The organism is Roseofilum capinflatum BLCC-M114, assembly GCF_030068505.1.
GTDB lineage: Bacteria > Cyanobacteriota > Cyanobacteriia > Cyanobacteriales > Desertifilaceae > Roseofilum > Roseofilum capinflatum.
Genome location: NZ_JAQOSO010000020.1, coordinates 39,709 through 53,821, shown reverse-complemented (window position 1 = coordinate 53,821; position 14,113 = coordinate 39,709). Strand labels below are relative to the sequence as shown.

The following is a 14,113-nucleotide window of genomic DNA, read 5'->3' as shown; positions in this document are numbered from 1 at the left end:
CTAGTCTAAATGAGTTGTGCAATTGGAAATGCCCTCTCCCTATATCCCTCTCCCAGTGGGAGAGGGACTTTACCGCCCTCTCCCTATATTCCTCTCCCACTGGGAGAGGGACTTTACCCCCTTCTCCCTTCGACTTCGCTCCCTTCGACTTCGCTCAGGGCAAGCAGGACAGCGCCTGCGGGAGAAGGGGGCAGGGGGATGAGGGGCAGCCATTACACAACTCATTTAGGTTTGCTATAGCCTATTGCCTATTGCCTATTACCTATTACCCATTCCCTATTGCCTATTACCTATTACCCATTCCCTATTGCCTATTGCCTATTACCCATTCCCTATTCCCCATTACCCATGACTAAAATTCAATCAAGACTTCGGCAATTCTGCGATTGCGCCGCACGGTGAGCAGCATGGAACGGGGACGGGTTTCTAGGAAGCCGATCAGATCGTTAACTCCCCGTAAGCGACGGTGATTAATGGCCAACAGACGATCGCCGGGTCGAAAGCCGATATCTGCGGCTAGAGACCCCCGTTCGACTTCTAATACAATTAAGTCCTGATCCACAGTTACGCCTAAACGGGGACGGTCAGAAAAGCGATCGCCGCTATTGCGGTTATCTTCAGGAAAAGTCGGATCGCGTCGCGCTAGGCGATCGTCGGGAAAACCCGGATCGCGTTGATTGCCATTGGCTACGATAAACTCACGGGCAATAGCCGAATTAGTAGCAAAGCCGATACCGCTATTGGTTCCATTCCGGCTTAAAATGGCTTTATTGACCCCAATCAGTTCCCCACGGGAGTTGAGTAAGGGGCCGCCAGAGTTCCCCGGATTCAGGGCTGCATCCGTTTGTAGGTCTCCATTTTCCGGATCGATGCGACTGAGGATACCGGTGGTAATGGTTCCGGACAGACCAAAGGGACTACCAATAGCGTAGACTTGTTGACCCACTTGTACCCCCTGGCGATCGGCGATCGGAAGGGTGGGTAAGCTATCGTTGGTATCAAGACGAACTAAAGCTAAATCATTGCGGCGATCGACAGCAATCACATACCCTTGATAGCGATTTCCTTGGGATGTTCTCACCTCCACCCGTCCCCGTCTCGCTTCAGACACCACATGCTCATTGGTTAAGACTAAACCATCGGAGCGGATAATACTCCCAGAACCTGACCCTCGTCCCGCTTTAATCGTTACTACCGCAGGACTTGCCTGACGATAGACTTGAATCCGGGTTTGTTCTTCGCCACTAAATTGAGCTAGTATCGATGCTTCGGGTAGACTGAGAGCGGGTGGAGTAAGCATCAACCCGGCTGCTAAGGTGGACAGGAATAAAGTTTTTGGTTGGATCATGGTTGTTTACCCAGAGTTGGCAATCCTTCTTTAAGGGATGACACTCCGATTGTGTTGAGTGTTTCCTGATTTTATCGAGGCAGTCATTAATCAAAATGTGAAGCACAGTTCATGCTCGGCAATTTTGAGAAATAATTGGGGAGTATTACCGGGTTCTAAGCGTCCTTCATAACTGGCATTAAAACAGTTAAAGGTTAGGGGTTCCTTGCTTGTGCCTTTAATTTCCATGTTTTTGAACAATAGGCTAGAGTGGATTAAATCGACCCGCAGGCGATCGCCACTGAGGGTATCGGCAATTAAGACTTGTTGCACCTTGGGATCGAGCTTGATCACGAGGTTCTTAAACCGGAACCATTGCACCCCATGGCTAATGTGATGAACCTCTACATCATCAGGTAATCCCAAAATATTCACGTCGTGCAGATTCCGATCATCGCTCGCCGGCGTATCTAGGGATGGATCGACAGATTCAGGTGCAGTATCTATATCGGTAAACTCTGGTGCAGGAGGGCGATTTTTTTGCTGCTGTTGGGGAAGGGAGGGACGGGGTTGGGGAGGAGCAGGAGGAGTCGCGGCAATTGTCTCTAGGGCGAGTTTCCAACTGCGGGATTTTTGTGCGAGTTCAGAGCGAATGCGGATCAGGCGATTGGTTTTGCCTTTGGTGGTGTAATAGTCTTCCTGTTTTTTCTTGGTAGCTAACCAGCGCGTGCGGGCAAACTGTTGGGTATTGGGTGGATAATTGCCCTCACAGAAGGTTTGATAAAACTCTAGGGTAACGCCTAAGCCGCCGATTTTTTCTAGGGCAATACCCACCTGTTCCATCAACAGGTAGGTTTGCCAGTTGGGTTGAGCCAGAAACTGGTCTTTAATGAGATACTCATAGCGCTGGCGATCGGGAATGGAGAGGCGATCGGGGTGTAGATTAGAATGGGCTAATTCATAAATGAGTAAGGCTAAAACTTGAGTTTTTTCGATCTCATCAGTTAACAGTTGGCGACTGCATTGCTCAAAAATTGTGGGCAGATCGGGCCAAGATTCCCGACGGATTAAATATTGTAGCCATAGGGAGACAAGTTGGCGCTGCTCTTGAGGCTCAGAAATTTGGTCAAAACAGCGATTCAGGGCTTCTGTATCGTCTAAATACAGATAGGCCATAAAGGCATGATAGTAGGATTTTTGGTGTTCTAAGATGGGAGCGACATACCTTAACCAGGCGGGATCTTTGGGCGATCCCGCTTCCTCCCAAGCCTTAAAAATCAACTGTTCTAAATCACTATGGATTTGTGCTTGAGTTGACGATCCGCTATTGGAGGCGAGTTTGAGATATTCTAAGCCTTCGGGGAGTCCGACCAATTGGGCTTTGGCGAGATAATATTCCCGTTGTCCGGTTGCTTGGGCACAGGTGAAACAATCTACGGATTCTTGATAGGCTTGACCTCGATAGAAACAGAGTCCGGCTGATGTTAAGAGACCGGGATATCCAGCATCGGATAAGGCTTGTAGAACTTCACCCATACTGTACCAAGTGGCCGGTTGTAGGGTGTTTTCATCACTGATTTGTTCGATGTTTTGCTGATAGGTTTTGATCGCCGTTGTCCATTGGGGGCTAAAGCGATGTTGCTCTAAAACTTGGGTCTGGTTATGGTGATAAACCTGTAGGGCTTGGGTGAGGGTTTGTAGGTCTTCTGGGGCAAAGTCTGAGACCATGAAGTGAATTAGGGGTTGTTCGAGGCTATGGCGATCGCCGAGTTCTGGGCGATCGGCCACGTCCTGATACCATTGATACAAATCTGCCCAACAGGAGCCTTGCCAAAAACAATCCCAGGCTTCTTCTTCTTCTCCGAGCTGCCAAAATTCTGACCCGGCTTTTTGATACTGTTGTTCAAATTTAAGCGCCCAAGCTTCACAGAGGTGGCCTTCTTCTAAATTGCCAATGGTTTGATAATATTGTTTGGCTCGTCGCAACAGTTTGGGATCTTGAGCGTTTAAGCCTTGGGTTTGAAAGGCTAGAGCAATGGAGGGCAGATCGTCTTCTTGCAACTCTTTGGCACTTTCATTAGTTCCTGTTTGCAAAAATTGCATCCGTTGTTGCCAGTCCTGAATATTTTTTACTCGCTCCCAATGGGTTTCCACTTGGTGAGGATCATTAATCTGATGCCATAGGGTGCGATCGCCTGAAGGGGTATCGACGACAAATAACCGTTCAATGGCGCGACTCGCTGCCACATAGAGCTTATTAAAGAAGTATTCCACCTCGATGCTCAATTCGGGATGATCGGCTTCTAGGAGCGTCCAAAACCGATGATGACAGGCTTCACCAAATTTATACAAGATCACTCGCTTAAATTCGAGACCTTTAGCGGCGATCGCACTGAGGACGTTTTTGGGCGGTTCCCCGTCGCTCCATCCTTCAATGACTTCGGATAACACTTCATCTTTTTGAATATAAGCGATTTCCCCCCCTTCTTCACAAGGGATAATAATAATTGTGTTTTGGATATATTCCTTAAGGGTTTCCCTGGGTAAATTATCTTCTAAAACAAATTTTTCTGGTAACAAGTCGCCTTGTTTCCAAACTCTTTGCGGTTTGAGGTCTCGATGATTAAACAGCAAATAGCGCCAAAATTGAATCAAGTTATTAAACTTAACAATGGGCGCATAGGAGCGATAGTTACATTCTAATTCTTGGAAATTCATTTCTAATCCCAATTGGCGGGTGGGATCGAGTTGAATGACCACTTCACTATAAAAAGCAGCCTTAAAACTATCCCAACGAAATCCTGTAGGGTTCAGGGTTTGAAACGGATCGCCCGCAAAGACAAAGGGAAAGTTGTCTAAGGTTTGATATCCAAGATCGTAGCGCGAAAAAATCGAAAGCCTCAAAATCAGTTGTAGTTCAATGCGGGTAAAATCTTGGGATTCATCGCAAAAAATCGCTGTATAACGAGCTAAATCTAGGGGCAATTTCAAGACCTGTTTAATCAAGTCTTGATCGTCCCAATATCCAGATTCTTCAGCCTTTCTCTGATACCAATGTTGCCAAATCGTATAAATATCTTTGAATTCCTGAATCGGAACAGTTCTTTCCTTACGTGGGACTTCAAACTCGTAGTCCTCTAAGGTCATTTCTTCTAACCCATATCCCTTGATAAACGTGCGAATTACATGCCAACAACGTTCGGGAGAATAATGCTGGGCAAGGGGCAGGGGACAGTGTTGATATAAAACCTTGAATTTATGAAAAGAAATATAGCGATCTAAGGCAAACTTTTCTGTATATTCTGGGGGTAAACGATTGAGCAAAAATCGCTGGAAGGGCCGGAAAAAGTGTCCGATATTGGGAATCGGCTCATCGTTCGTTTGTTGGGAGACAAAGCGATGATGAAATTTTAAGAGTTTTTGTACCCGGTCTTTGGCGACTTCTAGCAGGCGCTCATTGTAGGTGAGAAAGAGAGGATTGCCGGGTAACAGGCGATCGCCATAATAATAGAATTTTCGATAGCAGTAATCAGCGAACAGATAGAAGAGGAGCGTTGATTTTCCGCTTCCTGCTTGTCCGTTTAAGAACAATGGGAGTGCATGGTTCCCCGGTGTAGAGACAAAGTTTAACAGGCTTTCCTCTTCGGCAGAGAGGGCTAAATTGACCTTGGGAGACCCCTCAAGGATCAGCCAATCCTCATGAGCTAATAAGTAGTTGGGATAGGCTCGGCGAGCGAGAGCGGTGATGGAGTTGGCATTAAAATGGCCGTTGAGATAATTAACTTGTTGATTATAGAGATAGGTGCGATCGCCAATCGCCGTGATTTCTTCTGGCGTGGGATAATGGGAAAACGGACAGAGTAGAAACAGAATCGACGGAGATTGATCCGAAGAGAGAATGCGGCTAAAGAGAATATAGCGATCGCCTTCTCCATAAAGCAAGACCCCCGGCCACTCCGTTGTCTGTTCCGTCGGTTGCCGAGCCTGAATCACCTCCACCAATTGGGTATACTGGGAAGCGTGCGATCGCATCGCTACACTATTTAACTCTGTAGACCAAATCTCACTTTCATAAATTAACGCCCCCTGGTTCTCTCGTTTCCATCCCGGAGGTTCCAACCAAGGCAATAAATCCGGATTTTCCTGGATTAACGGTCGCACCTGATGGGGAACCGAATCTAAACTCTGTTCTCCCAACAGCCAACTTTCCAATTCCCCAGGCTGAATCTGAGGATCGAGATACTGTTGACCAAAGCCCTCCCGGTCTCTGAGAAAATGCTCATAGTCCTTCGATCCCCGTTTGAGGATATCCAACAACACCAAAACATCCTCCCCCTGTCTCTGGCCCTCGACCCGCACCATGCGAGCAATCAGGCGATAATTATGGTCAACCTTGCGCTTGAGATAAGGATACAGGCGCTTAAAATGAGCTTGAGCTTGATCGACACTCTGAGGCAACAGTTCATCACAGAATCGATTAATGTGGCTCTCCAGATTATGTTGCTTGGCTTTGTGCTTAACTTGATCTGTGCGATAAACGTACATGAACTTAGTTGGCTTCAGAGAGTAGGGATAGTTTAAATTTTAGTGGATCGTCATCAGAGTGGACAAAAGCATGATAGAGGAATGGCTCACTGGTAGGGTGACGTTGATCTACTGGTACAATTTGCTGAAAGCGCCCAAATCACCTTAACCCCATCCGCCGCCACAACATCCTCAGCCACACTTACCCTCTTTATCCACAATGAGCTGCGATCGCGAAAACTTCCTGAATTCCCGAATTTATCTGGATGCTTGTTGTCTCAATCGTCCCTTTGATGACCTTAGCCAGCCCCGCATTGCCCTGGAAGCTCAAGCAATCCTCACCATTGTTCACCAATGCGAAACTGGACAAAGGCAACTGATCGCCAGTGCTGCTCTAGAAGTGGAACTTGCCCAAATGCCCAACCTTGAAAAACTTAACAACATTAAAGCGATTCTGGCGATCGCAAAGCAAAACGTTATCACGAAATCCTTAAAATCTCCGTTGAAAATCCTGTTCAATGGTTAATGGAAATGACCCAAGCAGACCCTAACAATCATGACTAAAACCTACCAAGAAATTGTAAACCAAGGCTATCAAGCTCTGATTGATTCCCTCGGCATCGTAGACGCGATCCGATTTATTCAATATCTTAACCCTGGTAAGGAAAATTACACTCAAGATCGCGATCGATGGTTGAGTCAACACACTCTACCAGAGATCTTTGAAACTATGAGACAACAAACCCCAGACAATCCCCAACAATATGATGAAATTATTGAATAATGTTTTATATCCAAGATGATGACGATTCATCCTAGCCTTGATATCGATCGCGATCGCTTGCGGGAACTGTGCCAGCAGTGGCAAATTATCGAGCTTGCCCTGTTTGGTTCCGTTCTGCGCGATGATTTCCGCCCCGATAGTGACGTTGATTTACTCATTACCTGGGATGAACAAAGCCATTGGACATTACTTGATTTTGCCCAAATGCATGAAGACTTTGCTCAACTTCTAAACCGCCCAGTTGATCTTGTCAGTAAACGCGCTATTGAAAGCAGCAACAACCCACTACGCCGCGAGGCAATTTTGAACACTGCTCAACCCATTTATCAAAAATGATTATTGTTGGAGAAGCTGCTGCACGCTTATCCGAAACTACACGCAACGAAATACAAGCTGTTTCCTGGAAACAGAATTGATATCCCTTGAGAATCCGATCGCCCCATCTACTGTACCACCTGAGATCCATGACTGCGGGGATCGGAAACCCTGGGGACTGGGCTTCCTGAACCCGATTCTAGGCTCGATACTTTGCCAATCTTGCCAGCATCGGGAATGGGGACACCTGCGACTAGAGCCTCTAATTTATCTTGTAGAATGGGTTTGGGGACTTCGCCAATACTTTCGGCGATCGCCTCTCCCTGACGATCCAAAAACACAAAATGGGGAATCCCATCCACTCGATAGGCATCCATTTCTGGCAACCACTTAGTATTATCCACATTCAACATCACAAAATTGACCTGTTCCCCATAGCTTTCTCGCAACGTCACCATATCGGGAACCATAGCCTGGCAACTTAAACACCAATTGGCATAAAACTCCATTAATGTAGGCTTCTTATTCTCTAGCGCCACGTCTAAGGGGGTCGAGGTTTCAGCTAACTCAGACAAAGAGGTAGACGGATTTTGGGTTTGTAGACCTAAAAATAACGCTGCGCTTAAGGCGATCGCCGTTAATGCCACCACCAAATTACGGATGCGCGTTGCCATAGAAGATTGGACATTCAGATCAGCAGAAGGTTCAGTCATGAGTGGGTAATCGGTAATCGCTAATTTAATTGTTAATGGATCGATCAGCAGTTGTAAACCGCCGTTCCAGATCTCGATATCGATCCACATCTATAATTTGCTCAAATTCCGGGAAGGAGAGATCCCCATCCGTCCTTCCCGTCGTCCCCTCAGCTCTCAACCGCTCGAAGCACTCCCGCATCGCCTGAGTTGCCGCAAACAAACCCGACAGGGCATACACCCCCACCTTAAACCCCAACTCCTCTAACTGAGGACGACTTAAACAAGGGGTTTTACCGCCCTCAATTAAATTAGCAAACAAATGGACACCTGTGGGCGCAAACGCCTTAGAGATAGCCACCAACTCCTGCAAAGACTGGGGCGCTTCAATAAACACAATATCCGCTCCCACTTCCGCATATAACCGCCCCCGACGAATCGCTTCCTCCAACCCCAAAGGCGCTCTCGCATCCGTGCGCCCCACAATCACCAAACCACTCTCGCCCCTAGCATGGACTGCTGCCTTAATTTTCTCCACCTGTTCGGCAGCCGAAATGACCTGTTTTCCTTGAAAATGGCCGCACTTTTTTGGCCAAACCTGATCTTCCAAAATAATCCCAGAAACCCCCCACCGCAGTGCCTCAGTCACCGTGCGAATCACATTGAGGGGATTGCCATAACCGGTATCGAGATCCGCCACTAGAGGAATAGAAATCGATTGGGCCATTTTGCCTACACTCTGGAGCGTTTCCGTGGCTGTCAATAACCCATAATCGGGTAATCCCAGGGTAGAGGCAGAAATCCCAAACCCACTGGTAAACACGGCTTCAAAGCCCACTTGGGCGGCTAACTTCGCTCCCAAACAATCATAGACTCCAGGCACAATAAGGGTTCCGGGTTGGTCAAGAAGGTGGCGTAACTGATGCCCTGACATAAGACAATGGATGAAGTTTCGATAGGTTTAGCCTACCATTGGTAGCGCTCACGAGTGCTTAGATAAGGAAGTTTGCAGTTCTAGGGATTGGGGTGGGACGGAAAAGGTCGATTGAGGCACAGAGTCTTGGACTTGTAGAAGATGAATCCCTATAAATAGGAGGATAGGAAAGCTAAACCAGTTAATCCAATTCCAAATGGGGTGGATGTTAGAGAAGTTTTTCTTAGGGTTCATGGGAGTTGCCTCGCACGATCTAAAGTTAAAAGGGATAATTGTTCTTAGAATGCCACAGATGAGATGAGAAAACCGTGGGGATCAATGCCAATTGTACAAATGGTTGGGGTAGATGTCGAATAATTGAGAGGGTTCAGTGCCTGTGGAGGTCACAGTTGGAGGGCGGTTGATAAACTGGACTAGGGGGGCTTGAGGGGAGATGCAGGGGTTAATTGGAGATCCAGTTGAGGACTATTTGGGGTAAGTTAAGGATTTGTTGCCAAAGTTGGTTAGGGTTGATGCCAAAGAGCAGTTGCAGGATGAGGACGATTCCGGCAAGGGTTAGGGCTGTGCCTACGGTTAGTTTAACAATTTTCACGAGCCAGGTAAATATGAGCCAGGAGATAATCAGGGCAGCAAGGAGCAGAATCAGATCGGTGGGCATGGGTTTACAGTGCTTGGTGCTGTTAAGTAATCAGTAATGTAGTAAGAATGTATTTGAAGCACCTCTATCTTAAGCAATTTCGCAATTATGTGGAGCAAGCGGTGAGTTTTCTAGCTCCGAAGGTTATTTTGGTGGGAGACAATGCTCAGGGGAAGTCGAATTTATTGGAGGCGGTGGAGCTATTGTCTACGTTACGATCGCATCGAGCTAAGAGCGATCGCGATTTGGTACTGCAATCACCAGAGTATTCAGCTTCTATGGCTCAAGTGAGCGCCGTTTTGGAGCGACAAACGGGGGAAATTGACCTAAAAGTGGTTTTGCGAGCCAGTGGTAACCGGACATTGGTGTTAAATCAGGAAACCCAGCGACGACGGCGGGATTTTCTAGGGGCGCTCAATGTAGTGCAGTTTTCTAGTTTGGATCTGGATTTGGTGCGCGGATCTCCAGAAAACCGGCGCTTGTGGCTCGATACGCTGCTGACGCAGTTGGAACCGGTTTACGATCCGATGTTGCGTCAATATCAGCAAATTTTGCGCCAACGCAATGCCCTACTGCGGCAATTTCAAGAGGTCGAGGGGCGGGACGCTTCCCAACAGTTAGCCCTCTGGGATGCCCAGTTGGTGTCAGTGGGACTGCGTTTAATTCGCCGACGCGCTAGGGTGTTAGAGCGCCTGGCACCTATTGCCCAGGCTTGGCATGACAGTATTAGTGGATCGAGGGAAAAATTGTCGATCGCCTATAATCCCAGTGTATTTTGGGATGGAGATTCTCGATCGCCGGTAGAAACTATTGAGAGAGCCTTTTTCCAGAAACTGAGGGATCGGGCGATCGCCGAACACGCTCAAGGCACTACCCTGGTCGGCCCCCATCGAGATGAGGTAGACTTTTATATAAATGGGACTCCCGCCCGTCAATATGGCTCTCAAGGACAACAGAGAACCCTAGTGTTATCTTTAAAATTAGCGGAATTAAAATTAATTTCTGAAGTCGTGGGAGAATCCCCCTTGTTGTTACTCGATGATGTACTAGCAGAATTGGACTTAATGCGCCAAAATCAGCTTTTAGAAGCGATCGCCGACCGGTTCCAAACCCTGATTACTACCACCCACTTAAGTGCCTTTGAGCAAAACTGGTTACACTCTTCCCAGATTCTACGGGTTCAAGATGGCCACATTTGTTCTCAGGGAGATTAAAATTTGCAATTTAAGCTTGTATTGGCGAAAAATTCCAGTAAAATCAAAGGGATTTGTTGAAGCACTAAGCTATGAGTTTTAAGCGCTCATAAAGCATCTATTTCACGCGAGTGTGAGAGGAAAACGATGATGAACGATCCAGGACAACAGAAGGATATGCGCGATCGCCTGGGAAATGTCGAACAGATCCGCGATTTGCTCTTTGGAGAACAGCAACGGGAACTCGATACCCGACTAGAAGCATTGGAGAGCATGATTAAAGATCTCAAGCAAGAGATGGGCGATCGCCTGAATCGACTGAATGAACAGTTCTCCAATGAACTGCGATCCAATTCCTATGCCCTAGAGAAAAAAATTCAGTATGTGACCGTCACCCATACGGAAGACTTCACCGAATTTAAACAAGACCTAGAACGGACTCAGAAAAACTTTAATGAACAAATCAAAGGTTTAGATAAAACCTTACATAACCAGACGGAAAGTTTAGAGCAAAACATTCGCCATACTAAAGAATCTTTGCAAAAAGAGCTACATGCTATCACCGGGCAAATCCAGACCGAAGTGGATAAGTATGTCAATGGACTCGAAGATAATAAGATTTCCCGTGATGAATTCGCAGAAGTCTTATTTGACCTGTGCATGAAAGTCAAGAAAACGGATTTCGTTCAAGAAATTGAAGGATCGGAAATGAAGGCAGATTTATTGTTACCGGAACAACACTCTTAAGTTAAGTGTGAACGAGGAATCAGCGATCGGGGTGCATCATGGTTTTATCAGATCGACATTCACAAGAAAAGCGTTCTCAATCCTCTTCTGAGACTAGATTAGAATCCACTTTGGAGGAAGAGAACCTCTTTAATTGGTTGAATCGAGATCAGCCAATGACAGAAGTAGAACGCCCAAGAAAACCCAAGGCTTCCGTTTCATCTCAATCCCCTGATTCCCCCCAGGGATTGGAGCGTACCCTAGATTTATTGTCCGATCTGCTCCTCGATCCGCAACCTGAATCGCGATCCTCGTCTGAAATTTCAGACGAACATTTACCCCCTTTAGTCTTGCAAGCAGAATTGGAGGAAGACCAATCTCCCTCCAATTCTCCTCAAACCCCCATTCCTCCAATCCAAGCCAAATCTGAACCGGAAGATCGACCGCCTCAACCCCAACCTGAAACGGCTCCAGAGCTAGAGGGGTCTCTCAATTCTCTGCAAAATTTATTATTGCCCGCAGAACCCCCAGACTCTAGCTCCTCTTTAGCCCAATCTCCCCCTTCAGATCGAGCCTCTAATCTATCATCCTTGAATCGTTCATCAGATCTGAGTCTAGAAGAGCGCTTAAGCCAACTCGAACAACAAACGGCCCTGATTAATCCCCTCATGCCTTTAGTGTCTGAACTCTTGGGATTTGATTTAACCGTTTCTCACGAGCAAAGTATTCGGGTACTGACTCCCATCATTGACAAAATCATTCAAAATCGCGCTCAAGAGGATGCGGAAGCCATGAGTGGGGTATTGGCAGATTTGATTCCGGCTGCTATTGCCGAAGAAATCCGGCGATCGCCCCGGCAAGTCGCCAAAGCCCTCGCTCCAGAGGTGAGTTTAGCCATTGAAGAGCAAATTCGGATCGATCGCCATGCGATCGCCAAAGCCCTCGGCCCAGAAATGGGCCCCGCCATTAAAGAACAAATCGAGTGCGAACGGGACTCCATGGTTGATGCTCTCTATCCCGTCATTGGCAACACCATTGCCAAATACATGAACGATGTGATTCAATCCATCAACCAGAAAGTCGAAAGCGCCCTCACCTTAAAAGGAGTTCAACGGAAAATCAAAGCCAAAGTTCGGGGCGTTTCCGAGGCCGAACTGATCTTTCAAGAATCCATGCCCTTTAGTGTGCGGGCCATTTTCCTGATTCACAAAGCCTCTGGTCTCGTTATTAGCGAATACCAACCCTCAGAAGTAGAACGTCTAGAATCAGACATGCTGGCCGGAATGCTCACCGCCATTCGCAGTTTTGTCAATGACTGTATTTCCTCCGATCAAGCCGCTTCAGAACTCAACGAAATTGAATATGATGATTGTAAAATACTCCTCGAAGTAGCCGGTTATTCCTATATGGCCGTTGTCGTTAAAGGCGAACCCTCAAAAGCCTTCTTACAAGAAATCCAAACCACCTACTCCTTCCTCCTACAAAAATTTGGCGACTCCATCAGTGAATTTGACGGTGACTCCGATACAGTCCCCGAACCCATCCCAGATGCATTAGAAAAACTCTTTGCCGAAAGTGAGAAAAAACAGGATGATGAATTTCCCTGGGCCTTAATTCTCCTCATTCTAGGAGTAGTTGGAGTCATTGCTATTCCTTGGATTTGGACTTCTCACCAATGGCACAAAGAACATCGCCTAGAAGTCCAAACTCGTCAAGCTCTACTCTCTTCTCCAGAACTGTCCGTGTATGCCATTCAACCCGATGTCGATCGGGAAACGCTCCAATTGAAAGGACGAGTTCCCAATGAATATTTACGCGCCAAAGCTGGAAAAGTAGCCTCCGAAGTTGCCCCAGATTTAACTTTAGATAACGACATTGTAGCAGTTAACTTACCTCCCGATTTAGATGCAGCCGCCACAGAAGTCAATCGAATTATTCAAGTGCTAAATCAACTCGATGGGGTTGACATTAGCGCGACCTATAACCAAGGAAATGTTACGGTTTCCGGAACAGTAGTTGAAGGTGATGATTTAGAGAAAATATTAGATTCCTTGGAGGGAGTGACCGGAGTCAGTAGTGTCTTTAGTCGGATTCAACTGCAATCTTCTCCTTTAGAGATGAAGTTTTACTTTGAGTCTGGCTCAGACCAACTGCATCCAGCCGATCTCGCTGAAGGAATTCCTAAAATTGCCCAATTTTTAAACCAGTATCCAGAGTTTGATTTAATGATTACCGGACATAGTGATAAAGTAGGAGGCTGGGGTGAAAATCAAAAACTCTCTTGGCAACGGGCAGAAGCGGTAAAAGTTACCTTACAACAACAAGGCATTCCATCCCAGCGCCTCAAAATCCGAGGAAGCACTGAACCCCCGCCAGGAATCAACTCTACGGATGCCCTGGCTTTAAGTCGCTGTGTCCGGTTTGAGTTGTTTCGTCCGATTAAAGTAGGAAATTAACATGGGTAAAGTTTCTAAGAAAATTTGTATGGTTGGGGACTTTAGCGTAGGTAAAACTAGCCTGATCCGCCGGTTTGTCGATGGTCAATTTGATGACAAGTATTTATCTACGGTGGGGGTAAAAATCTCCCGTAAAGATGTGGCACTTCCTGAAGGCTCAGAGTTACAATTGTTGATCTGGGATATTGAAGGGCAGACCAAATTTAAGGCGATCGCCCCCAGTTACCTGCAAGGAGCCAAAGGAGCCATCATTGTGGCGGATGTCAGTCGGGAAGAAACCTTGGGCAACATCATCAATCATCTGGAGTTGTTCAGTAAGGTCAACCCCAAGGGTCGAATGGCGATCGCCCTCAACAAAGCTGACTTAGTAGACGCTCAAAAGCTAGAGGCACTCTTAAAGCACCATCAATATTCGGATTCAGATTATCCAGTGATTAAAACCTATGGCACTTCAGCCAAAAGTGGAGACAACGTTAATCAACTCTTCCAAGATTTAGCCCAGGCAATTCTGGCGATCAAGTAATT

The 14,113-nt window shown here is 46.8% G+C and carries 12 protein-coding genes and 1 pseudogene; 8 read left to right on the top strand and 5 right to left on the bottom strand.

Translation table 11 applies throughout. The annotated features are described in order from the left end of the window. Positions 1-356, top strand: a pseudogene (locus PMG25_RS04750) (hypothetical protein); the annotation flags it as partial. Here PMG25_RS04750 and PMG25_RS04745 read toward each other — a convergent pair. Then, the gene (locus PMG25_RS04745; RefSeq protein ID WP_283765762.1) at positions 353-1,348 is read right to left on the bottom strand and encodes a S1C family serine protease; all 996 of its coding nucleotides are present in this window, start codon (positions 1,346-1,348) and stop codon (positions 353-355) included. The pseudogene PMG25_RS04750 and the gene PMG25_RS04745 sit on opposite strands and share 4 nt — an antisense overlap. Positions 1,349-1,438: 90 nt before the next feature. Further along, positions 1,439-5,872, bottom strand: a complete 4,434-nt coding sequence (locus PMG25_RS04740; protein ID WP_283765761.1) for a hypothetical protein — start codon at positions 5,870-5,872, stop codon at positions 1,439-1,441. A gap of 199 nt (positions 5,873-6,071) precedes the next feature. Between PMG25_RS04740 and PMG25_RS04735 the strand changes: the two genes are divergently transcribed. The 3 genes from PMG25_RS04735 to PMG25_RS04725 are packed head-to-tail and all read left to right on the top strand — an operon-like array spanning position 6,072 to position 6,971. After that, complete coding sequence (locus tag PMG25_RS04735; RefSeq protein ID WP_283765760.1) at positions 6,072-6,377, top strand: hypothetical protein; 306 nt, start codon at positions 6,072-6,074, stop codon at positions 6,375-6,377. 30 nt (positions 6,378-6,407) lie between these two features. After that, positions 6,408-6,635 (top strand): hypothetical protein, encoded by a 228-nt coding sequence (locus PMG25_RS04730; protein ID WP_283765759.1) that lies wholly within the window; start codon positions 6,408-6,410, stop codon positions 6,633-6,635. Between the two features lie 15 nt (positions 6,636-6,650). Continuing rightward, positions 6,651-6,971 carry a nucleotidyltransferase family protein gene (locus tag PMG25_RS04725; protein WP_283765758.1) on the top strand — a complete coding sequence of 107 codons (321 nt, stop codon included), beginning with the start codon at positions 6,651-6,653 and terminating at the stop codon, positions 6,969-6,971. Positions 6,972-7,078: 107 nt separating this feature from the next. On the opposite strand, the gene PMG25_RS04720 is transcribed toward PMG25_RS04725, so the two are convergent. The 3 genes from PMG25_RS04720 to PMG25_RS04710 form a co-directional block, all read right to left on the bottom strand. Further along, positions 7,079-7,663 (bottom strand): thioredoxin family protein, encoded by a 585-nt coding sequence (locus tag PMG25_RS04720; RefSeq protein ID WP_283765757.1) that lies wholly within the window; start codon positions 7,661-7,663, stop codon positions 7,079-7,081. Positions 7,664-7,688: 25 nt separating this feature from the next. Further along, a complete protein-coding gene (locus PMG25_RS04715; RefSeq protein ID WP_283765756.1) occupies positions 7,689-8,576 on the bottom strand; it encodes an isocitrate lyase/PEP mutase family protein in 888 nt (295 codons plus the stop codon). A 442-nt stretch (positions 8,577-9,018) separates the two neighbouring features. Continuing rightward, on the bottom strand, positions 9,019-9,234 hold the full coding sequence (locus PMG25_RS04710) for a hypothetical protein (RefSeq protein ID WP_283765755.1): 216 nt from the start codon (positions 9,232-9,234) through the stop codon (positions 9,019-9,021). A gap of 47 nt (positions 9,235-9,281) precedes the next feature. Between PMG25_RS04710 and recF the strand changes: the two genes are divergently transcribed. The 4 genes from recF to PMG25_RS04690 all read left to right on the top strand — a co-directional run bounded on the left by recF (position 9,282) and on the right by PMG25_RS04690 (position 14,111). Further along, positions 9,282-10,427 carry a DNA replication/repair protein RecF gene (gene recF, locus PMG25_RS04705; RefSeq protein WP_283765754.1) on the top strand — a complete coding sequence of 382 codons (1,146 nt, stop codon included), beginning with the start codon at positions 9,282-9,284 and terminating at the stop codon, positions 10,425-10,427. A gap of 126 nt (positions 10,428-10,553) precedes the next feature. Further along, positions 10,554-11,153 carry a hypothetical protein gene (locus PMG25_RS04700; protein ID WP_283765753.1) on the top strand — a complete coding sequence of 200 codons (600 nt, stop codon included), beginning with the start codon at positions 10,554-10,556 and terminating at the stop codon, positions 11,151-11,153. A 155-nt stretch (positions 11,154-11,308) separates the two neighbouring features. Then, complete coding sequence (locus PMG25_RS04695) at positions 11,309-13,588, top strand: OmpA family protein (protein ID WP_283765752.1); 2,280 nt, start codon at positions 11,309-11,311, stop codon at positions 13,586-13,588. A gap of 1 nt (position 13,589) precedes the next feature. Then, positions 13,590-14,111 (top strand): Rab family GTPase, encoded by a 522-nt coding sequence (locus PMG25_RS04690; protein WP_283765751.1) that lies wholly within the window; start codon positions 13,590-13,592, stop codon positions 14,109-14,111. The last annotated feature ends 2 nt before the right edge of the window (positions 14,112-14,113 follow it).